Annotated in this window: 13 protein-coding genes; 1 reads left to right on the forward strand and 12 read right to left on the reverse strand. The window is 62.3% G+C overall.

Annotation, left to right across the window (positions count from 1 at the left end):
* Positions 1-5 precede the first annotated feature (5 nt).
* On the reverse strand, positions 6-5,921 hold the full coding sequence (locus C0058_RS02920) for an NEL-type E3 ubiquitin ligase domain-containing protein (RefSeq protein ID WP_102367996.1): 5,916 nt from the start codon (positions 5,919-5,921) through the stop codon (positions 6-8).
* A gap of 284 nt (positions 5,922-6,205) precedes the next feature.
* Between C0058_RS02920 and C0058_RS02925 the strand changes: the two genes are divergently transcribed.
* The gene (locus tag C0058_RS02925) at positions 6,206-11,350 is read left to right on the forward strand and encodes a dermonecrotic toxin domain-containing protein (RefSeq protein WP_102367997.1); all 5,145 of its coding nucleotides are present in this window, start codon (positions 6,206-6,208) and stop codon (positions 11,348-11,350) included.
* Here the strand turns inward: C0058_RS02925 and ureC are convergent.
* From ureC to urtA, 11 genes are all read right to left on the reverse strand, one after another.
* Entirely contained in the window at positions 11,335-13,035 is a 1,701-nt protein-coding gene (ureC, locus tag C0058_RS02930; protein WP_003217391.1) for an urease subunit alpha, read from the reverse strand. The genes C0058_RS02925 and ureC overlap by 16 nt on opposite strands.
* Positions 13,036-13,163: 128 nt before the next feature.
* Positions 13,164-13,472 carry an urease subunit beta gene (locus C0058_RS02935; protein ID WP_003217389.1) on the reverse strand — a complete coding sequence of 103 codons (309 nt, stop codon included), beginning with the start codon at positions 13,470-13,472 and terminating at the stop codon, positions 13,164-13,166.
* On the reverse strand, positions 13,469-13,999 hold the full coding sequence (locus C0058_RS02940) for an N-acetyltransferase (protein ID WP_102367998.1): 531 nt from the start codon (positions 13,997-13,999) through the stop codon (positions 13,469-13,471). Before C0058_RS02940 ends, C0058_RS02935 begins: the two co-directional genes overlap by 4 nt.
* Before the next feature lie 5 nt (positions 14,000-14,004).
* A complete protein-coding gene (locus C0058_RS02945) occupies positions 14,005-14,526 on the reverse strand; it encodes a GNAT family N-acetyltransferase (protein ID WP_003217385.1) in 522 nt (173 codons plus the stop codon).
* A 9-nt stretch (positions 14,527-14,535) separates the two neighbouring features.
* Complete coding sequence (gene ureA, locus C0058_RS02950; protein ID WP_003217383.1) at positions 14,536-14,838, reverse strand: urease subunit gamma; 303 nt, start codon at positions 14,836-14,838, stop codon at positions 14,536-14,538.
* A 148-nt stretch (positions 14,839-14,986) separates the two neighbouring features.
* The gene (locus C0058_RS02955) at positions 14,987-15,826 is read right to left on the reverse strand and encodes an urease accessory protein UreD (RefSeq protein WP_102367999.1); all 840 of its coding nucleotides are present in this window, start codon (positions 15,824-15,826) and stop codon (positions 14,987-14,989) included.
* Between the two features lie 30 nt (positions 15,827-15,856).
* Positions 15,857-16,555 carry an urea ABC transporter ATP-binding subunit UrtE gene (urtE, locus tag C0058_RS02960; protein ID WP_003217380.1) on the reverse strand — a complete coding sequence of 233 codons (699 nt, stop codon included), beginning with the start codon at positions 16,553-16,555 and terminating at the stop codon, positions 15,857-15,859.
* A gap of 52 nt (positions 16,556-16,607) precedes the next feature.
* Positions 16,608-17,468, reverse strand: a complete 861-nt coding sequence (gene urtD, locus C0058_RS02965) for an urea ABC transporter ATP-binding protein UrtD (RefSeq protein WP_003217378.1) — start codon at positions 17,466-17,468, stop codon at positions 16,608-16,610.
* The gene (gene urtC / locus C0058_RS02970; protein ID WP_008439056.1) at positions 17,465-18,544 is read right to left on the reverse strand and encodes an urea ABC transporter permease subunit UrtC; all 1,080 of its coding nucleotides are present in this window, start codon (positions 18,542-18,544) and stop codon (positions 17,465-17,467) included. The genes urtD and urtC overlap by 4 nt, the downstream gene beginning before the upstream one ends.
* A complete protein-coding gene (gene urtB, locus C0058_RS02975) occupies positions 18,544-20,046 on the reverse strand; it encodes an urea ABC transporter permease subunit UrtB (protein ID WP_003217374.1) in 1,503 nt (500 codons plus the stop codon). Before urtB ends, urtC begins: the two co-directional genes overlap by 1 nt.
* Positions 20,047-20,178: 132 nt before the next feature.
* Positions 20,179-21,444, reverse strand: coding sequence for an urea ABC transporter substrate-binding protein (gene urtA / locus C0058_RS02980; protein ID WP_003217372.1), 1,266 nt, complete (start codon positions 21,442-21,444; stop codon positions 20,179-20,181).
* Positions 21,445-21,546: the final 102 nt, after the last annotated feature.

Consider the following 21,546-nt stretch of genomic DNA (forward strand, 5'->3'; position numbering starts at 1 on the left):
ATCCATCAGGTGATGCTGCAGCGCGCCTTGCACGGCACCCAGTCGCGCAGGGTCAGCGAGCGAATCAGTTGCGCCTCGTCCACGGCCAGTTGCAGTTGCACATTTTCAGCCTGGGTTGCGTATGCCTCATCACTGAGGGCGCCCGCATCGTGTTCCTCGGATAACGCATTCAAGCGCACGTCATGGGGCTCCCTCAGGACTCTGAACTCATCGTCATAATGGTTGCGAATAAAGGCCTGCCAGAATTCGCGGCCCAGCAGCGACTGTACGAGCTTCTTGGAGTTGTCCAGTTTTTCTATTGTGATGGCGGCATTATTCAGGATCTGCGGCGCTACCTGTCCCGTTGCGAGGTAGCGGGCATCGTTGGGCTGACCGGGCAGGCCGAGGCGGCGGGCCAGGCCCATGCGATAGGCCAGGCGAATTTCAATATCTTCCAGTTTTTCCAGGGCGGCGACTTTTTGTTCAGGGGTCATGGTCGACGTGCGAATCATGCCTTCTCGAACCCGAATGTCTGCGCTGGCTAATTTTTCCACCTCGTCCAGGCGAAAAAGACCTTTGGCCAACGTGTAGAGTGCCGGTCCCGCCTCGCCATCGGCGGCATAGCGCGTGGCTTGCCACGTCAGCACCTTGGTCTCCATGTCACTGAACACCAGGGCCGACCGATCGCCGCAGCGCGGGTCGCCCGCCAGGTTGAACAGCTCTTCACGCAAGCCATCGTCCCGGGCCGCATAGAGCAATTGCCACAGGCGCGATTGCAGGTCGGTATAGCGGCTGCGGTACTCCGCCGATTCTTTGAGGTTGTCGAGGATGTCGAGGAAGATCTGCGAACCGGGTTTCTCGGCAATCGACTCCCACAGGCTGCGTCGTACGTCGATTTCCTCGGGTGACAGACCATCCATCCAGTGCTGGTATGCCGGCTCCGGTGTGTCGTCCACGATCTGTTCTTGAGGCGCGTGAACCTCGACTGTAGCGGGCTGTGGCGCCCGATAACGCATCGCGCCGGGCTGCCGGCCCGCTGCTGCCTCGCGGTGGAGCAAGGTTGAATTGCTCCAATACTCGACCAACTGCCTGCGGGCTTCGGTGCTCAGCGGGTTGCCGTCGATAAAGGTGACGTTGTTGACGTAGATGAATGCCTCGGCCTCCTCGGGCAGCGGGTTGACCAGGGACTCGGGCAACTGCGTGATGCGGTTCTGCGCCAGGTTAACGATGTCCAACGCCTGATGTGGCCCCAAGCCCTGCGGCCACTCGGTGATCCCGGTGTTTTTCAAATTCACCCTACGCAGGTTCGGCAGGGTTGCGAAGTTGGGGGTACGCGCCAGGGGGTTGCGGCTCAGATTGATGATCTTGAGTGAGGTGAGCCCCTCCAGCAGATCCACGTCGGCCTCGCTCAGGGAAAGTTGGTTGCTCCTGAGGTCCAGGCGGGTAAGCCGAATCATCCGGGCAACGCTGGGCGGGATTGAACGCAACTCTCCGTACGACAGGTCGAGCCAACGGGTGTGACTGAAGTGGCCGAGAAACTCATCCAGGCCGTATACGGATTGCATGTCCTGAAGCTTGATTGACCCAACGTGGCTGAAATCTGCTTCCAGCGCAGGCAAGTCGCCGACTCTCAAGCCGAGTGCTTCAAGGGTGTAGCCGGCGGGAGAACCATCTTGGGCCAGCACTTTGGGAGTCATGCGCCGCCAGCACGCCTTGAGGTCTCGAGCGAATTGCTGGCGATGGTTGGCATCCCCTGCACGCAGGTTTTCGCTGTCGGCAGCCACCAGGAACCGTTGTGTGGCCCAGGCGTTCAGTTGGGTGCTCAAGGTTTGCCACTCGCCTTCCAGGCGCGTCAGTTCAGCCGGCGCCCCGTCGCCTGCGTGCAATACGAATTGCTCGTTTTCCTCCTCGCTGTAGCCGGGAAACAGGTCCCTTATCCGCCGCATTTCGTCGGTGTGGCTCAAGGGTACTTCGAAGGCGCCAGGCTGGCCGCCGTTGCGCCAGCCCGGGCGAGTTTGTGCCAGGCGAGCGATGTACGCCCGCATCTGCTGATTGGCTTGTGGGGTGAATGGGTTGTCACGCAGGCGGGTCATGCGGTTGAGACGGATGCTGGCTTCCACGTTTTCGGGGGCTGGGTTGAGCAGGCTGTCGGGCACCGCGCTCAGGTGATTGCCGGACAGGTCGACTTCTCTCAGCTCCGGCAGTTCCAGCAGGCCTGCGGGCCACTGATTGATCCGGGTGTCACGCAGCTCCAGCTTGCGCAGTCGTAGCAGCGGGCTGAAATCCGGCAGGGTGCCCAAGGGGTTGTCGTTCAGGCACAGTTCTTCCAGGCGGCTCAGGCCGGCCAGTTGGCCGGCGCTGATTTCGCTCAGGCGGATGGCATTTTTCGACAGGTCCAGGTGCGTCAGCGCCTTTATGGCCGTGATTGCTTCGGGCAGTTCGGTCAGCGTATGGCGTCCGATACCGCCGACTTGTTTGAGGGTCAAACGTTTCAGATTGGGGAAGTTGCCAAGGAACTGCCCGGGGCCGTCGGTGAAGCTCACGTAGTCGAGAACCAACTCCTCGACATGGCCAAAATCGGCGTTGAGTTTGGGCAGGTTCACCTGGGCGCTGATTTCCAGTCGGCGCCCGGTGTATGCCCCTGCACGGTCCACGGTCTGTCGACGCCAGCAATCTCTCAACGCATCGGCCACTGACTGCTCCCGGCGTCCCGGGTTTACCTCAAATGGACGCCGGCTCGTATCTTCTCGGGCACTGCGATTCACCCAGTCCTTGAGTGCGCGTTTGAGGGCGGCGTATTGGTCTTCCCGGCGCGTCAACTCAGTGCGCGCATCGCTCCCGAGGGTCTCGATGAAGGCTGTGGCCTGCTCGTCGCTGAACCCCGGATACAGCTTGCGCACCCGCGTATGGGTGCTGCGCAATTGAGTAAGTTTGTGCAGCGGGGAGCCGCCCCGCAGGCGCAGGTCTCCTGCCAAGGGTTTGCGCAGCAGCGGGTATTCCAGCAGCACCGAGCGCAGCTCGTCCCGGGCCAATGGCGTTTGTCGCACCCGCTGCTTCAGGGTGCCGGCGTCCCGTGCGGCTTCGCCAAGTGCTCGACGCTGGCCCTGTTCAAGACGTGCCAGAACGGCGCCATACAGGTCGGTGGCGCCGAACGCCCCGTCTTCACCCATCGCCAGCATCAGCGGCGGTGCGTCGGCCTCTGGACCGACGGCGTCGATCAGTGGCCCCTGTTCGCTGCCCAAGCGGATTTCCACCCGCAGGCTCGGGTCCCAACCCGGCAAGCTGGGCAGGGTATGCAGGGCCAAGCGCAGGCTGTCCGGGCTCTGCAGGGTGTCGAGGAACAAGCCTTCATAGGCCCGTGCCATGCGCACTTGCTGCTGGCTTTCGCGCGCCAGGGCGGTGAGCCTTGGTGACAACTGCTGATGGCCACTCAGCGTGGTTAAATCCGCGTCCGTGGCGGTTTCCAGCAACTGCCTGGCAACCTCCGCCGGCAGGCCGGAAAACCTGTCCATGAGCTGCTGTACCGGGGGCGAGCGAGTCAGGTTATGAGCGCGGTAATCCGCGTCGAACAGCGAGGTCCGACTGTCCCGGGCGGCCTGGGCAACTTCGCGGCGCCACAGCATCGTCTGTTCGTCCAGCACCCGGGGAGTCGGGTCGAGGACCGCCGGATAGGTCAAGCCTCGGTGCGCCACCACGCGCTCGGTGATCGCCGGGTCGGCCAGCGCATAATCCAGCGGGTCGTCACTGCCCATCTTCTCGATAAACGTCTCGATCCGCTGATGGATGCCAAAGCGCGCCAGGCTGTCACTCAACAGGGCGGGCGGCGGTTGCAGGTCCACATGCAGTTGGCGCAGTTGATCGGCGCGAGTGCCACTGGCCAGGCGTGCCTGTTCCAGTTGTGCGTCGCTCAAGCCCCGGGTGCGACAACCCAGGCGGCGCATCAGCGCCGGGCCGTCCCAGGTCAGCGGTTCTTCGCCTTCATGCAGCCAGGCGCCCGCGCCGTTATGCGCCACCTGCGGGGCATAAGCGTCGGAGCGGGTGGGGTGTTGTATGCGATAGGTGTCGCCGTCGGGCTCGGGTTTGACGGCATACAGTTGATCGTCGAGGGGCAGCAGCGGCTGCTGGTCGTGGCTGTGCAAGCCCAGGTCATCAAACGTGGCGTCCTTGGACAATACGACGGGGCTGCGATAAGGCGTAAGGTCCGGCTTCCACAGCCGCTGCTCGCCACCTGGCAAACGAACCGGCTTGAGCCCCTGTATCAACGCGGGTGTAGGCGGTGCAGCGAGTTTTTGCAGGCCTTTCCCCGCACCGGCCAGCAGCGCCATGGCGGCCAGGTTTTGCGCGACGTCGAACCAGTGCGTCTTGGCCGTGTCCCGGTCGCCTTCGCCCCAGTCGATCACACCTTCGAAGGTTTCGTAGAGCAATTGGCCCGCCATGGCGGCCAGCATGATTTCGCCGAGCACCGGGACGAACGCCAGTCCCAGGCCGAGCACGGTAGCGCCGGCCTCCAGCCAACGGGCGATTTTTTGCCCGCGCACCCGGGCGTCGACATCGGCGGTGGGCACTGCCTGGTCGCGTGCATCGCCGAGGGCCTTGTCGCGGCCATGCTCAAACAGGTTGGCCCACAGGTCGACGTTGTCAGCCCACAGGCCCTGTCTTGAGACCACCATCAGGTACAGGTCGGGAGCGCCCGTCTTCACCACCCTGCAGCCGGCTTTCGGGGGCGGAAGCGACTGGGGCATGACCGTCGTAGTCAATACCGGGAAGGCCAGTTGCAGCATTGTCTGGGTCACCGGCGAACGCGCTACTGCGTCGACGGCGGCGGTGGAGTCCGCAGCGGGTTCGGTAAACCGGTTGAAGAACGCCGGCTTGTCATGCTCATTGAGAAACTGGCTGAAAAAATGCTGGTAGCTCGTGGGCGTCGGGCGGTTGTTATTGCCGGATTCGCTTGGCGCTTTGTCGCGCGCCACCCACTGGCGGTTCAGTTCGGTTTTCAGCGCATCAAGGCTGTTGTAGCGCTTGAGCGGGTGCTCCGGATCGTGGGGCAGGTAGACGATGAAGTCGGTGGCATAGCGATATTTTTCCACCGGTGTAAACACCACGCTCCCCATGAGCGCGCGGTCCATCACGCTCAGGCAACTGAACCACACCGGCTTGCCGCCCAGCGTCGGGTTGCGTTCGCCGTCGACCACCTTGAGCACCATGGTGAAGTCATCCGGGAGAATGTCCTGCTTGAGCAGCGCCAGGTACGCCGCAGCCCTGAGGGCATCCTTCTGGCTGGTGATCACGGCGTCGCGCAACCGGGTGGCGGCCGTCTCGTCGGTGGGCAGTAATGTTTCCTTGAGGTGCGCCTGGTAGCGGGCACCCACGTCCAGCGTACGGCACAGCCTGATAAAGGCGGGTACGGTCAGCGCCGGGCTGATCCTGGGAGAGGCGCCTTCCCGGTCCGGGTATTGGGTGAACCCGGAGGCAGGATCGAATGCGCCGTCTTCACCTTCACTGGCTTCAAAGTTATGCAGGGCAGCCTGCACCAGCGACACCTCCAGTACTTTGTATTCGCCGGCCTTGATCCCCAGGGTGCCGAGCCTCAGCGGCTCATACAAACGAAGAGAGGTGCCTTCGACATCCACGGTGAGGTTGAATTGTTCTTTCAGCGCGCCGTTGAGCAGGCCTATGGCGAAGGGCTTGAGTGCCTGGACGTTGGCCAGGTGTTTATCCACCGCGTGTTGGGATTTGAAACTGGTTTCATTGAACCCCTTCAAGGTTCTTCGCTGCAGCGGCGACAAGCTGTCCATCCACTGCGCCTGTTCGAGCCTGGCCTGTTTCAACGCTTCTATGCGGTGGGCCGGCGCCTGTACCAGCCAGTCCGGAATGGCCTGGCGAATGAACGCACTGTTGTCGTCGGAAGATGAGAGGGGAGTAACGGAGGGGGCATCCTGCATGGGGGCATTCCTTTGGGTAAGCAAAGGAAAAAGGCTACTGAAAACCGCTGTGGATTAATAAGTCGAAAAGCCGCTGGATAGCACGCAATAGTTAACGCATCGGCCCCGGATTACCTATGGATCGACGACTTAATTACCCCATGGAAATCCCCCCGTGTGCATCAAGCCTGCCAGCGCTTTTTGAGTGTTCGTCCATGGGGGGCAATCCGTTCAAATAGCTACCGCCGAGTGCCGGGGGCGACTGATTAAGGTCATTGCCTTAATTTCCCTATCGGTACTCGTTTATGCCAGCACCTCAAGCCTCCACCTCGCTCCTGCCGGGCGGCGAAGGGCGTCACTATGCACAGATCAAAGCCGCCATCCCCGAAAGCCTGGTCAGCGCATCTCCTGCCCTGCGTGCAGCCATCACGCAGGCCAAGCCAGAGATCCCCGCCTGGTATGCGGCCACCACCCCGGCACAGAAGGCTGCGCTGCAAAACCTGTTGGAGGCGAGCATCAAGTCTCACACTGCACTGGAGCAAGCGACCGGCAAGGTGCAAGAGGTCAACGCCTTCGCCCGGCCATTGCTTGAAGCCGCGTTGAAGGCCGCCGGGTTTGAGCTGGACGTCAACCAGGTGCATCTGCGCCTCTATGTACCGGTCGAAGGACTAGCGACAGGCTACCGGACCAAGACTTTGTCCCTGTTGCAAGCGGCCTTGAACAATTTTGAAGCGCGCGAGACCCGCGCCGGGTTCTTCGACAGTGCTTCAGGCTTTATCACCGCTCCCGGCGCCGATGGCCGTTTCGAGCGCCATACCACGACCCTGACGATCGAGACCTTCGCCCGGTTATGCCGCGACCTGGACCTGGGCAGGCTGTACCAGGAACACCTCACCACCTACCTGCTGCCCGTGCAAACCGTGTCCAGGAACCTGCTGCGTGAACGCTTTATCACCCGGCAAAAGGACGCCTTCAGAGCCGCCGCCTACGTGGCGTTGCTCAAAGGTGATATTCGCAGCGACGACTACGCGCTACTGCTGCGCATCGCCAATGGCGAGCGACGCATCAAGCACGAAGGCAAGCAGGTCTGGCACCGCTGGCCCAGTATCATGGAACTGCAAATGCACGGCTGCCTCATGATCGACCCGAGCGTGGAGCATGGGTATGGCACCTGGCTTATCGTCTACATCCCCGACCACCCCGAGCACCCCATCAAGCGCTACAAAACCTTTGCCGACTATGCAGAGGAAACGACCCGTGAGCTGACCGCTTACAGACCCGAGGACTATTGGGACAGCAGGGGTGTTCAGGTCACGGCCCACCAACAGTTTTTCTCACGGTTCATCGGGAAAAAATACCTGGCTTACTACTACGGGCGGTTCACCGAGAAACGCGTCGATGAACCGCAAAGGCGCGTGGCCCTGGGCCCTGATCCAGCGTGGCGACAGTACTACGCAAGAAAATCCCTTACCGAACTCCAGGCGATCAACGCCGTCATAAAGTCCCCGCGACATATCAGCCGCACGCCGCAGGACCAGCCAAACCTGAACCTCAACGCCCACCCGATCAAGGGGCTGTGGATCGACGTCGACCCTTGGGACGAGCTGTACGCCGACATGCGCAAGCGCGCACTCGACGATGGGTTGAGCATGGCGATACCCACCGCTCACACCGACGCGGCTGGCCACGACCGGCGGATGGCGCATCTGATGAACATCGGCCTGTTCACCTTGAACCTGGTGTCGATGTTCATTCCGCCCTTGGGTGCACTGATGGCGGTGGTCACGGCCGGGCAACTGCTGTACGAAGTGCTGGAGGGCGTGGTTGAACTCGGCCAGGGTGACCGCGAGGCCGGCTGGGCGCATATCGCTGACGTGCTGGAAAATCTCGCGCAACTGGCGGTGGGCGGCGCTGCGTTGCATATCAGCCTGTCGCCGTTTATCGAAGGACTCAAGGCGGTCAGGCTGCCGTCGGGCAAGGCCCGCTTGTGGAAGCCGGACCTTGCGCCCTATGCGCAGGACATCCGACTGCCGGCAGGCTCGGTTCCCGACCAGGCGGGACTACATACCGTCAATGGGCGCCAGGTGGTGTCGGTGGACGGCAATCGCTACGCCGTGACCGCGCAAGACGAACCGGGCGTGTACCGGGTCCAGCACCCCAGCAGGCCCGAGGCGTATGAGCCTCAGATCGTCAACAACGGTTCTGGCGCCTGGACCCATGAGGCCGATGAGCCCCTGACGTGGCAAGGTGCTCCGCTGATGCGGCGACTGAGCCATGTAATGGAAGGCCTGAGCGATACGCAGTTGGAGCAGGTGCGCAAGATCAGTGACACCGACGAAAGCGTGCTGCGCCGGCTGTACGTGGAAAGCGAGCCCACTCCGGCCATCACACTCGATACGGCGGTGCGCATGCGGGCTTACGGGCGTGCCGAAAGCTTGAGTGGGCAGATCCTTGCGGGGTCGATGTCGATGGACCTGGGTAGCTACGCCGCGTCGTTGATGGTGGAAATGACCGGCTGGCCGCCCGGCAGGACCATCGAAGTATTTGACGGCCAGGGCACCAGCAGGACAGCTGCGTTGTATGGCCAACCTCATGCGCCCGGGACGGAACTGATCAGCATCAGCCGCATAGACCTGTTCGGCGGCAAGCTGCCGGCGTTGATCGTCGAGAGTTTGCCCGAGGAGCAGCTTAAAAACCTGCTCGGCCAGCATATGCCCTACGGGGCCGCGCTGCGTAGCCAGGCGTTGCAGGAACGGCTGGGGATCTATGCCAAACAGTCCCTGCGGCGGGTGTTCGACAGCCTTTACCTCGGGCGATCATCGCCTGGCAGCGCCGAACTGCAACTGTTCGCGCGCGACTTCAAAAGCCTGCCACCGGTCATGGTCGAGGAACTGCTGGAAGGTGCCAGCCCCTCGCAGCGGGCGAGCCTGGTCAACAATCGCAAGATTCCCCTGGAGCTGGCGCAGCAAGCGCGCCAGAAACTTGGGGAATTGCGCCTGGCCCGGGCGTATGAAGGGCTGTACCTGGATGCGTTGGCCAATGCTGACACTGAAGCCCTGGTGCTCAATACCCTTGAGCACCTTCCCGGTTGGCGGGACAGCCTGCGCATTGAAGTGCACGAAGGCTCGGTGAGCGGGCGCCTGCGTGCCAGCTATGGCCTGCCTGGGTCCAGCAACCTCAAACTGCTGGTGCGAGTGGGCGATGGTCAGTATCAGGTGTTTGACACCCAGGGCAACGAGTTACATGGGGTCGATAGCTTGTACGATTCCTTGCAGCACGCACTGCCGGAGGCTCATCGCCAGTCCGTGGGGTTGCCCGAGGTCGGGCAGGGGCCGCAACTTGGAAGGTTGATTCAACAGCACGCCCTGTCCCGTGCCGGCCTGCGCAAGGTGCTGGGCATGCAACCGTTGGGCTCACCCTTTTTCATTTCGCCGCAGCGCTCTTCTCGCGGGCGGATCGGTTATGCCTGGAGTGGTCGTGGTGCGGGCTCCTGGGAGCACAACGTTCGCCAGCGTATCAAAGCCCTCTACCCCACTTTTGACGAAGTGCAGATTGCCCAACTGCGTGCACCTTACACGCCGGCCGACGACACCTGGCTCATCTCTCTGGAGCAGGAGTACGAAATGCTCCGTTCCACCTTGGAGACCTGGGAAGCATCACCGATCCAGGGCTTTGGTGAGGCCAATAGCGCTGAATACCGAGAGCAGCGTGCCATCCGTAAAGAACTGCGCAAGGTGTTGATTCGCGCCTGGAGGCGTAACGGTGAGGTTGATGTGGATAGTTCCGGCAATCCCCTGGGCCAGAAGATCGAAGTGAGCGAGATTGACATACAACCTCAGTTGGCGTCGCTTCCGGCGCTGAGCGCCAACTTTGATCATGTCACTTACCTGGAAATATCCAGTGCGGAACTGACCAATGCCGTCGAGCCTTTCCTGGCTCCCTTTCGCGGCTTGCGCACCCTCAACCTGGAAGACAACCAGCTCACTCGCCTGCCCCTGTTGCTTGAGCATCTGCCCAGGCTTGAGACGTTGATACTGGCGGATAACGAGATTGTGCTGGACGTCGCGGCCGTCAACCGATTGAAGAACCTCACCCGGCTCCAGACACTCGAGCTGGAGTCCAATCCGCTGGGCATGGCGCCGGACATCAGCCGGATGCGCCGGCTGTATCACGTTTCATTGGGCGATACCGGGCAGCGTGGTTGGCCCATTGGGATCTTCGCCAGGCCCCGGCCTCGCGAGTTCAACCTGGACCTGGAAGGTAATGCGCTCGAGGTGCCGATAGTCGAGCCAGGTTCAGCGCAGGCTGCGATTCTTGCGCGCACCCGTGTTACTCGCTCCTTGCTGACGCCCGAAGGCCTTCGCCAGCTCAAGCAGTACATTGCATCTGTAGGTATGGACCCGGAGCGGCAGTTTCCACCCCGAGGGATGCAGGACAGCATCCAATGGAAGTCCGGCCTCACCGACATGCAGTGGAGGGACTTGCAGCCCCTATGGAATGCCTTGGAAGAGTCCAGGGGCGCCGAACCGTTTTTTAACGAAATCCGCAAGTTGAGCGAGTCTGCCGATGCAATGTCGGAAGACTTCGCGCAAGACCTTACGGCCAAGGTCTGGCGAATGTTGCGCGCCATGTACGACGACACCCGGCTGCGTGAGAAGCTTTTCGACATGGCGAGGGCGCCTACCAGCTGCGTTGATGCGGGTGCCCAATTGTTCAATGCCATGGGGATCGAAGTGATGGTGTATGAGGCTTGGACCAACCCTCACCCCGACGTGGTCGAGCAACTGATGTTGACGGTGGCCAAAGGCAGGACCCGGCTCAACAAGCTGGGAGAAATTGCTCGCGCCCGGGTGGCGGCATTGAGTGAGCAAGGCCGCAAGTTCCCCAATGATCGGGACCGGGGAACCGACTCTGCTGGAAACCCCGAACGGGCTATCGACGAAGTGGGGGTCCATCTGGCGTTTTCCACCGGGTTGGCCCAACGGCTTGAGCTGCCCTGGCAATCAGCGGATGTGATGTACCCGGAACCCGACGTCACCCCGCAGATGCTGGACGATGCTTTTGATCGGGTCATGGCATTGGAGGAGGGCGACCTGCTCAGGGATGCGCTCGTCGAGCTGGACTTCTGGGGTGAGTACCTTGAGCGTTCGACGCCCGCGGCCTTTGTCTGGCTGACGCGCAAAAGGGCGGCGCTGGAAGACTTGACGAGTGCCCTGAATGATCTGGCGGCCAATGGTCGATTGCTTGAGTCGCAGAAGATGGCCCTGCGCAATACCCTGCGCAATTCGGCCCTGATGCTGGACAAGTCGGTTGAGGATTTTCCTCCCGGCACGCCCATGCACCAGGACGTCTATGATGCGCTTGCGGTGAAACTGCACGAGGAGCGCAAGGCGATTCTCCAGAGGCTCACTGACGAGGCTCTGGAAATCGCGCTTCAGAACAGAAAGTAACGCTGCGCCATCGGCAGCACATCCGCCGGTTCACACCACAGCAACACACCGTCGGCCTTGACCTGGTAGGTCTGCGGGTCAACCTCGATATCCGGCAGGTAATCGTTGTGGATCAAGTCGGTTTTCTGCACCGCGCGGCAACCCTTGACCACGGCGATCTGCTTCTTCAACCCCAACTGCTCCGGCAGGCCTGCCGCCAACGCCGCCTGGCTGATAAAGGTCAGGCTGGTGGCGTGCAGCGAGCTGCCGAAGCTGGCGAACATCGGGCGGTAGTGCACCGGTTGCGGCGTCGGGATCGAGGCGTTGGCGTCGCCCATCAGGCTTGAGGCAATCGCGCCGCCCTTGAGAATCAGCGTCGGCTTGATCCCGAAAAACGCCGGGCGCCACAGCACCAGGTCGGCCCACTTGCCCACTTCAATCGAGCCCACTTCGTGGCTGATGCCGTGGGTAATCGCCGGGTTGATGGTGTACTTGGCGATGTAGCGTTTGGCGCGGAAGTTGTCGTTGCCTTCGCCGTCGCCAGGCAATCGCCCGCGCTGTTTTTTCATCTTGTCGGCGGTCTGCCAGGTACGTGTGATCACCTCGCCAACCCGCCCCATGGCCTGGCTGTCGGAGCTGATCATCGAGAACGCGCCGAGGTCATGAAGGATGTCTTCGGCGGCAATCGTTTCGCGGCGGATGCGGCTTTCGGCAAAGGCCACGTCTTCGGCAATGCTCGGGTCCAGGTGATGGCAGACCATCAACATGTCCAGGTGTTCGTCGATGGTGTTGCGGGTGAACGGCCGGGTTGGGTTGGTGGAGCTGGGCAGCACGTTGGGGAAGCCACAGGCCTTGATGATGTCTGGCGCGTGACCGCCACCGGCACCTTCGGTGTGGTAGGTGTGGATGGTGCGGCCCTTGAAGGCGGCGAGGGTGGTTTCGACAAAGCCGGATTCGTTGAGGGTGTCGCTGTGGATCGCCACCTGCACGTCGTACTCGTCGGCGACGCTCAGGCAGTTGTCGATGCTCGCCGGCGTGGTGCCCCAGTCCTCGTGCAGCTTCAAGCCAATGGCACCGGCCTTCACTTGTTCGATCAACGGCTCCGGCAGGCTGGCGTTGCCCTTGCCGGTGAAGCCGATGTTCATCGGGAACGAGTCGGAGGCCTGGAGCATGCGCGCCAGGTGCCATGGGCCGGAGGTGCAGGTGGTGGCGTTGGTGCCGGTGGCCGGCCCGGTGCCGCCGCCGATCATGGTGGTGACGCCGCTGGTCAGTGCTTCTTCGATTTGCTGCGGGCAAATGAAGTGGATGTGGGTATCGATGCCGCCGGCGGTGAGGATCATGCCCTCACCGGCAATCACTTCGGTGCTGGCGCCGACACAGATGGTCACGCCGGGCTGGATGTCCGGGTTGCCGGCCTTGCCGATGGCGGCGATGCGGCCGTTTTTCAGGCCGACGTCAGCCTTGACGATGCCCCAGTGGTCGATGATCAGCGCGTTGGTGATCAGGGTGTCGACCACCTCATGGGCGAGCAGTTGGCTCTGGCCCTGGCCATCACGGATCACCTTGCCGCCGCCGAACTTCACTTCTTCGCCGTAGACGGTGAAATCCTGTTCGACTTCGACGAACAGCTCGGTGTCGGCCAGGCGGACCTTGTCACCAACGGTGGGGCCGTACATGTCGGCGTAGGCTTGTCTGGAAATCTTCATGTGTTTAGTTCCTGATCGTTCCCACGCTCTGCGTGGGAATGTCGCCCTGGACGCTCTGCGTCCGCTCTTGAAGGTCGTGACGCGGAGCGTCACAGGATGCATGCCCACGCAGAGCGTGGGAACGATCATTAATCCAGGTCGCCCATGATGCGCCCGGCAAACCCGAACACCCGGCGTTTGCCACTCAGCTCAACCAGTTCCACTTCACGACTCTGCCCTGGCTCAAAGCGCACGGCGGTGCCGGCCGGGATGTTCAGGCGCATGCCACGGCTGGCAGCACGGTCGAACGTCAGTGCGTCGTTGGTCTCGAAAAAGTGATAGTGCGAACCAACCTGGATCGGCCGGTCGCCGCTGTTGGCTACGCTCAGGGTGGCGGTGCGCCGGCCCACGTTGAGTTCGATGTCGCCAGGCTGGATCTGAAATTCGCCAGGAATCATGCAGGTTGCCCCAGGGTCTTGAAGTAGATGGCGGTCGGGGTGTAGCGCCCGTCCGGGCTTTGGCAGTAGTCGGGCAATTCACCGATCTTGGTATAACGCAGCGACTGGTAGAAGGCTTCGGCGCCGGAGCCGGCTTCGGTGTCCAGGTACAGCAGCCCGCGTTTGTACTGGCGGGCGCTCAGTTCCAGGGCGCTCATCAGTTGCTGGCCAAGGCCACGGCGCCGGGCCTCGCTGTGCACCAGCAGCTTCTGCACTTCGGCGCGGTTTAGGCCGTTGGCTTTCATGCATAGCGCCAATTGCACGCTGGCGATGACGTGTTCATCACGCACCACCACCCACAGCAGCAGGCTGCCATCGTTAAGACTGGCCTGCACGCCGTTGAGATAAGTGCCGGCCTGGCCTTCATCGAAGTCGGCCATGAAGCCCACCGATGCGCCGTGCTTCACGGCGTCCAGCAACAGCTCAATCAAACCCGGGCGGTAATGGGCAAAACTTTCGGCATTGACTCGACGCAGTTGGGCGTTCATCGGTGTCACTCCTTGGGCGGCACAGCGCCTGGGTTGAGCGTCAGTTGCATGAAGGTCAGGTCCAGCCAGCGTCCGAACTTGGTGCCGACCTGGGGCATCTGCCCGGTGGTGATGAAACCCAGGCGCTCATGCAGGCGGATCGAGGCCTGGTTGCCGCTTTCGATGGCGGCGACCATCACGTGTTTGTCGCAGGTTTTCGCCCGCTCGATCAGCACCTGCATCAACTGTGGGCCGAGGCCTTTGCCGCGCTGGTCGTTGCGCACGTACACCGAGTGTTCGACGGTGTGGCGAAAGCCCTCAAAGGGCCGCCAGTCACCGAACGAGGCATAGCCGATGACCTGCTCGTCTTCGACGGCCACCAGGACCGGATAAAACTGCGACTGACGAGCGCTGAACCAGGCCTGGCGGTTGCCCAGGTCTACCGGTTGTTCGTTCCAGATCGCCGTGGTGTTGAGCACCGCGTCGTTGTAGATATCGCGAATCCCTGGCAAATCGGCGTGCACCGCATCACGAATCAAAAAGGACATGGTCGGGCCTCAGGCGATGGGTTGGTGGACGGTGACCAGCTTGGTGCCGTCGGGGAAGGTGGCTTCCACCTGGATGTCCGGGATCATTTCCGGGATGCCTTCCATCACCTGTTCGCGGGTGAGCAGGGTGGTGCCGAAGTGCATCAGCTCGGCCACGGTGCGGCCATCGCGGGCGCCTTCCATCAACGCGGCGGAGATGTAGGCGATGGTTTCCGGGTAGTTGAGCTTCACACCGCGCGCCAACCGTCGCTCGGCTACCAGGCCGGCGGTGAAGATCAGCAGTTTGTCTTTTTCCCGTGGGGTCAGGTCCATCGTTCAAGGTCCACTATGAAATACATTCGTAAAAACACCGGAGATCCAATGTGGGAGCGGGCTTGCTCGCGAATGCGGTGTGTCAGTGAATGCATCTTTGCCTGACCCACTGCATTCGCGAGCAAGCCCGCTCCCACATTTTTAATCTTCATGTGCTCCAGATTCTCGGTGATACAGCCTCGCGGCCCAGCACGGCCGGGCGCAGCAGGCGCCACAGTGCGATCAGCCAGGCTCGCGCCAGCAGCGCTTCACTGGCCAGGCAGCGGGCCACCAGCAGGCCGGGCAATTGGGTCAGGTCGCCGCGTACCGGGTGGGGCAGGGAGCGACATTGTTCGAGCAGTTCAGGGTCGATTTCGCCGGTCACCAGCAAGGTCGCAAACACCGGTTGCCCGTCCAGCCCGATGGGTGAGTCGAGCAAACCGTCGGCGCCCACAATGCGCTGGCGCTCATGCCAAATCAACTGGCCGTCGCGGCGGATATCCAGGTGCGACTGGAAGTGCCCGAGGTCGAAACGCTCGCCGCTGGCGGGGCGCCCGAGGGCGACCACGTCCCAGTAAAACAGCCGGGCATCGCCTTGCAGGTCGATGCGGGTGGTGAGTTCGGCCTGGGCGGCGCTGAACACGATGGTCTCCTGCGGCAGCCATTCCAGCGTCGCGCCCGCCTCAACCGTCAGCTCCAGTTTCTGATACGCCGGCCCGCCGGCGCGGTACCACTTGGCCGCGCCGGGGCTGGTCAGTTGCGCCCACGCACCTTCGGCGACATGGGTGCTGATATCGAGACGATCACCGCCGGCAATCCCGCCCGGCGGGTGCACGATGATGTGCTGGCACACCTCGGGGCCTTCGGCGTACAGATGCTTTTGCACCCGCAGCGGGCCGAGGTGGCGGCGCATCACCGGGCGCGTGGTGTCGCCGAAACGCGCGTAGCCGAGTTCCAGCTCGGCGTGCCAGCTTGGGGTGAACAGCGCGGTGGGGGCAGGTAGGGTCATGGTCAGTGCTTATCGTTAGGACGCTACAGATTAGATCGTAACGAGCCCGCGCACACCCTCGCTTTCCATATTTTCTCCACGCCCCTGCTGGACGATTTCGCCCCGGGACATCACCAGGTACTGGTCGGCCAGTTCCGCGGCAAAATCATAGAACTGCTCCACCAGCAGAATCGCCATGTCGCCGCGTGCCGCGAGCTTCTTGATCACCGCGCCGATCTCCTTGATCACCGACGGCTGGATGCCTTCGGTGGGTTCATCGAGGATCAGCAGGCGCGGGCGGCTGGCCAGGGCCCGGCCGATAGCCAGCTGCTGTTGCTGGCCGCCGGACAAGTCACCACCCCGGCGTTGCTTCATTTGCAGCAGCACCGGGAACAGCTCGTAGATGAAGGCGGGCACTTCCTTGGCTTCGGAGCCGGGGAAGCGTGACAGGCCCATCAGCAGGTTTTCTTCCACCGTCAGGCGGCCAAAAATCTCCCGGCCCTGGGGCACGTAAGCGATACCGGCGTGCACCCGCTGGTGCGGCTTGAAGCCGGTAATGGCGCGGCCTTCCCAGTTCACCGCACCTTCCTTGGCCGGCAGTAAACCCATCAGGCACTTGAGCAGGGTAGTCTTGCCCACGCCGTTGCGGCCCAGCAGGCAGGTGACTTCGCCGACTTTTACCTCAAAGGAAAGCCCGCGCAGGATGTGGCTACCGCCGTAGTACTGGTGCAGCTTGTCGACTTGCAGCATGTTCAGTTCCCCTTAATGATCGTTCCCACGCGGAGCGTGGGAACGATCAGGTTCAGCGGCCGAGGTAAACCTCGATCACCCGCTCATTTTCCTGCACCTGTTCCAGCGACCCTTCGGCCAGCACGCTGCCCTGGTGCAACACCGTCACGTGGTCGGCAATCGAGCCGACAAAGCCCATGTCGTGTTCCACCACCATCAGCGAATGCTTGCCCGCCAGGCGCTTGAACAGCTCGGCGGTGAACTCGGTTTCGGCATCGGTCATGCCCGCCACCGGTTCATCCAGCAGCAACAGTTGCGGGTCTTGCATCAGCAGCATGCCGATTTCCAGGAACTGTTTCTGGCCGTGGGACAGCAAGCCGGCCGGGCGATTGACTGAAGCGGTGAGGCGGATGGTGTCGAGCACTTCGCTGATGCGGTCTTTCTGCTCGCCACTCAAGCGCGCCCGCAGGCTGGCCCACACCGACTTGTCGGTCTTCTGCGCCAGCTCGAGGTTTTCGAACACGCTGAGGGCTTCGAATACCGTGGGCTTCTGGAACTTGCGACCGATGCCGGCCTGGGCGATCTGCACTTCGCTCATGCTCGTCAGGTCGAGGGTTTCGCCGAACCAGGCCTTGCCGTGGCTGGGCCGGGTCTTGCCGGTGATCACGTCCATCAGCGTGGTCTTGCCCGCGCCGTTGGGGCCGATGATGCAGCGCAATTCGCCGACGCCGATGTACAGGTTCAAGTCGTTCAATGCCTTGAAACCGTCGAAGCTGACGCTGATGTCTTCCAGGGTCAGGATCGTGCCGTGGCGGGTGTTCAGGCCTTTGCCGGCAGCCTGGCCGAGGCCGATGGCATCGCGGGCGCTGCCCTGGTCTTTATTGGGTTCAAGGATAGGTTCGAGCATAAATTCGGCCGTCGCTGTGATCCTCATTGGTCGCCCCTCTTCTTCAGCAGGCCAATCACACCCTTGGGCAAATACAGGGTGACGATGATGAACAGCGCACCGAGGAAGAACAGCCAATACTCAGGAAACGCCACGGTGAACCAGCTCTTCATGCCGTTGACCACACCGGCGCCCAGCAGCGGGCCGATCAAGGTTCCACGCCCGCCGAGGGCCACCCACACAGCGGCCTCGATGGAGTTGGTCGGCGACATTTCGCTGGGGTTGATGATGCCCACTTGCGGCACATACAACGCGCCCGCCAAACCACACAGCACCGCGCTCAACACCCACACGAACAGCTTGAAGCCACGCGGGTCGTAGCCGCAGAACATCAGGCGATTTTCCGCATCCCGAAGTGCCGTCAGCACCCGGCCGAACTTGCTCTGGGCCAGGCGCCAGCCGATGAACAGGCTCGCCACCAACAACACCACGGTGGCCACAAACAGCGCCGCTCGCGTGCCCGGCTCGGTGATGCCAAACCCGAGGATGCTGCGGAAATTGGTAAAGCCGTTATTGCCGCCGAACCCGGTCTCGTTGCGGAAGAACAACAGCATCCCGGCGAACGTCAGGGCCTGGGTCATGATCGAGAAGTACACGCCCTTGATCCGTGAGCGGAAGGCGAAGAATCCGAACACCAGCGCCAGCAATCCCGGCGCCAACACCACCAGGCACATCGCCCAGAGGAAGTGGCTGGTGCCGGTCCAGTACCACGGCAACTCGGTCCACGACAAAAAGGTCATGAACGCCGGCAGCTCATCGCCGGACGCCTGGCGCATCAGGTACATGCCCATGGCATAACCGCCCAGCGCAAAGAACAGGCCGTGGCCGAGGGACAACATCCCGGCATAACCCCACACCAGATCCAGCGCCAGGGCGACGATGGCGTAGCACAGAATCTTGCCCACCAACGTCAGGGTATAGGCGGAAACGTGCAGCGGATTTTCCGGTGACAACAGCGAGAACAACGGCAGCGCCAGCAGCAGGATCAGCACCACTGCACCGACCGCGACGGTCACCTTGGGGCCGGCCTTTTGCGCGGCCGTAAGCATCAATGGCTGGTTCATCAGTCGATCACCCGTCCTTTCAGTGCGAAGAGTCCTTGCGGGCGTTTCTGGATGAACAGAATGATCAGCGCGAGGATCAGGATCTTGCCGAGCACGGCACCGATCTGCGGTTCAAGAATCTTGTTGGCTATCCCCAGGCCGAAGGCGGCCATGACGCTACCGGCCAACTGGCCGACACCGCCGAGTACCACCACCAGGAACGAGTCGATGATGTAGCTCTGGCCGAGGTCCGGGCCGACGTTGCCGATCTGGCTCAGGGCCACGCCACCGAGGCCCGCTATGCCGGAGCCGAGGCCAAAGGCGAGCATGTCCACGCGTCCGGTGGGCACGCCGCAGCAGGCGGCCATGTTGCGGTTCTGGGTGACGGCGCGCACGTTGAGGCCCAGGCGCGTCTTGTTCAGCAGCAGCCAAGTCAGCACCACCACGAACAGCGCGAAGGCGATGATCACGATGCGGTTGTACGGCAGCACCAGGTTGGGCAGCACCTGGATTCCCCCGGACAGCCACTCGGGGTTGGCCACTTCAACGTTCTGCGCACCGAACACCAGGCGCACCAGTTGGATCAGCATCAGGCTGATGCCCCAGGTGGCGAGCAGGGTTTCCAGCGGGCGGCCGTAGAGGTGACGAATCACCGTGCGCTCCAGGGCCATGCCGATGGCGGCGGTGACAAAAAACGCCACCGGCAGCGCGATCAGCGGGTAGAACTCGATGGCCTGGGGCACGTAGCGCTGCATCAGCAACTGCACCACATAGGTCGAGTAGGCGCCGAGCATCAGCATCTCGCCGTGGGCCATGTTGATCACCCCGAGCAGGCCGAAGGTGATCGCCAGGCCGAGCGCCGCCAGCAGCAGGATCGAGCCCAGGGACATGCCGCTGAAGGCCTGGCCGAGAATCTCGCCCACCATCAGTTTGCGTTTGACCTGGGCCAGGCTGGTCTCGGCGGCGGTGTGCACCGTGGCGTCGGCTTCGACGCCGGGAGCGAGCAGGGCTTCCAGGCGAGTGCGGGCCAGCGGGTCGCCGGTGCCGCCGAGCAAGCGCACGGCGGCCAGGCGCACGGCCGGGTCGGGATCTACCAGTTGCAGGTTGGCCAGGGCGAGACTGAGGGCTGTGTGTACGTCATCATTGGTTTCGCCGGCGAGTTGCTGGTCGAGGAATTTCAGCTGCGCAGGTTGTGCACTTTTTTGCAGAGTCTGGGCGGCGGCAAGGCGCACCTTGGGGTCGGCAGCGAGCAATTCCTGGCTGGCTTGCACGTTGTCGATCAGGCCGCGCAGGCGGTTGTTCAGGCGTACGGTCTTGGTTTCGCCGTTGACGCTGATCTGGCCTTGTTGCAGGGCGTCCACCAGCTCGATGCGCGCCGGGTCGGGCTGGGCGGCCCAGTCCTGGAGCAGCTTGGCTTGTTGCATCGGGTTGGCGTTGATGAAGTCTTCGGCGTCGCTGGCGTGTGCGGCGAGGGGCAGCAACAGCAGGGCGGCGAGGATGAAACGGTATAGGGCAGTGGGCATGGCAGTTTCCTATAGATCGTTCCCACGCTCTGCGTGGGAATGCCGCCTTGGACGCTCTGCGTCCGCTGTGTGACGCAGAGCGTCACGGGATGCATTCCCACGCGGAGCGTGGGAACGATCAGTGCGGCGGTCTTAGTTGCTCTTGACGGCGTAATCCGGCTTCTTGTCGTTGCCAGGGATATACGGGCTCCACGGCTGGGCACGAATCGGCTCCTGGGTCTGCCACACCACCGAGAATTGCCCGTCAGACTGGATCTCGCCGATCATCACCGGCTTGTGCAGGTGGTGGTTGGTCTTGTCCATGGTCAGGGTGAAGCCGGACGGCGCGGCAAAGGTCTGCCCGGCCATGGCTTCACGTACTTTGTCGACGTCGGTGGACTTGGCTTTCTCCACCGCCTGCGCCCACATGTGGATGCCCACGTAGGTGGCTTCCATCGGGTCGTTGGTCACGGCTTTGTCCGCGCCCGGCAGGTTGTGGGCCTTGGCGTAGGCTTTCCAGTCGGCGACGAATTTCTTGTTCACCGGGTTCTCCACCGACTGGAAGTAGTTCCAGGCGGCGAGGTTGCCCACCAGCGGCTTGGTGTCGATGCCGCGCAGTTCTTCTTCACCCACGGAGAAGGCGACGACCGGTACGTCGGTAGCCTTCAGGCCCTGGTTGGCCAGCTCTTTGTAGAACGGCACGTTGGAGTCGCCGTTCACGGTGGAGATCACTGCGGTCTTGCCACCGGCCGAGAATTTTTTGATGTTGGCCACGATGGTCTGGTAATCGCTGTGGCCGAACGGGGTGTAGACCTCTTCGATGTCTTTATCCGCTACGCCTTTGGAGTGCAGGAACGAACGCAGGATCTTGTTGGTGGTGCGCGGGTACACGTAGTCGGTGCCCAGCAGGAAGAAGCGCTTGGCGCCGCCGCCTTCTTCGCTCATCAGGTATTCCACCGCCGGGATCGCCTGCTGGTTCGGCGCCGCACCGGTATAGAACACGTTCGGCGACATCTCTTCGCCTTCGTATTGCACCGGGTAGAACAGCAGGCCGTTGAGTTCTTCGAACACCGGCAAGACCGATTTGCGCGACACCGAGGTCCAGCAACCGAACACCACGGCGACCTTGTCCTGGGTCAGCAACTGGCGGCCCTTTTCAGCGAACAGCGGCCAGTTGGAGGCCGGGTCCACCACTACCGGTTCGAGCATCTTGCCGTTCACGCCGCCCTTGGCGTTGATCTCGTCGATGGTCATCAGCGCCATGTCTTTGAGCGAGGTCTCGGAGATCGCCATGGTCCCGGACAGCGAGTGCAGGATGCCGACCTTGATGGTCTCGGCGGCCTGTACCGTCCAGGTCATGCCCATCGCGGCGATGGATGCCGACAGTGTGAAAGCCTTGATCAAGCTGCGACGCTTCATTGTGCAATCTCCATGACTCAATGATGTGATGAGGGAGTGATTGCAAAGGCTGTGCCGGGGCGCGCAATCGTGGTGCGCGCGAGCCGTGACCGGGCTGTGGGG

Origin of the sequence: Pseudomonas sp. NC02 (assembly GCF_002874965.1) — a bacterium.
GTDB lineage: Bacteria > Pseudomonadota > Gammaproteobacteria > Pseudomonadales > Pseudomonadaceae > Aquipseudomonas.

Coding starts and splice junctions, on each gene's coding strand:
- C0058_RS02920 (WP_102367996.1), bottom strand. CDS start 5,921: ATGCAGGATGCCCCCTCCGTTACTCCCCTCTCATCTTCCGACGACAAC.
- C0058_RS02925 (WP_102367997.1), top strand. CDS start 6,206: ATGCCAGCACCTCAAGCCTCCACCTCGCTCCTGCCGGGCGGCGAAGGG.
- ureC (WP_003217391.1), bottom strand. CDS start 13,035: ATGAAGATTTCCAGACAAGCCTACGCCGACATGTACGGCCCCACCGTT.
- C0058_RS02935 (WP_003217389.1), bottom strand. CDS start 13,472: ATGATTCCTGGCGAATTTCAGATCCAGCCTGGCGACATCGAACTCAAC.
- C0058_RS02940 (WP_102367998.1), bottom strand. CDS start 13,999: ATGAACGCCCAACTGCGTCGAGTCAATGCCGAAAGTTTTGCCCATTAC.
- C0058_RS02945 (WP_003217385.1), bottom strand. CDS start 14,526: ATGTCCTTTTTGATTCGTGATGCGGTGCACGCCGATTTGCCAGGGATT.
- ureA (WP_003217383.1), bottom strand. CDS start 14,838: ATGGACCTGACCCCACGGGAAAAAGACAAACTGCTGATCTTCACCGCC.
- C0058_RS02955 (WP_102367999.1), bottom strand. CDS start 15,826: ATGACCCTACCTGCCCCCACCGCGCTGTTCACCCCAAGCTGGCACGCC.
- urtE (WP_003217380.1), bottom strand. CDS start 16,555: ATGCTGCAAGTCGACAAGCTGCACCAGTACTACGGCGGTAGCCACATC.
- urtD (WP_003217378.1), bottom strand. CDS start 17,468: ATGAGGATCACAGCGACGGCCGAATTTATGCTCGAACCTATCCTTGAA.
- urtC (WP_008439056.1), bottom strand. CDS start 18,544: ATGAACCAGCCATTGATGCTTACGGCCGCGCAAAAGGCCGGCCCCAAG.
- urtB (WP_003217374.1), bottom strand. CDS start 20,046: ATGCCCACTGCCCTATACCGTTTCATCCTCGCCGCCCTGCTGTTGCTG.
- urtA (WP_003217372.1), bottom strand. CDS start 21,444: ATGAAGCGTCGCAGCTTGATCAAGGCTTTCACACTGTCGGCATCCATC.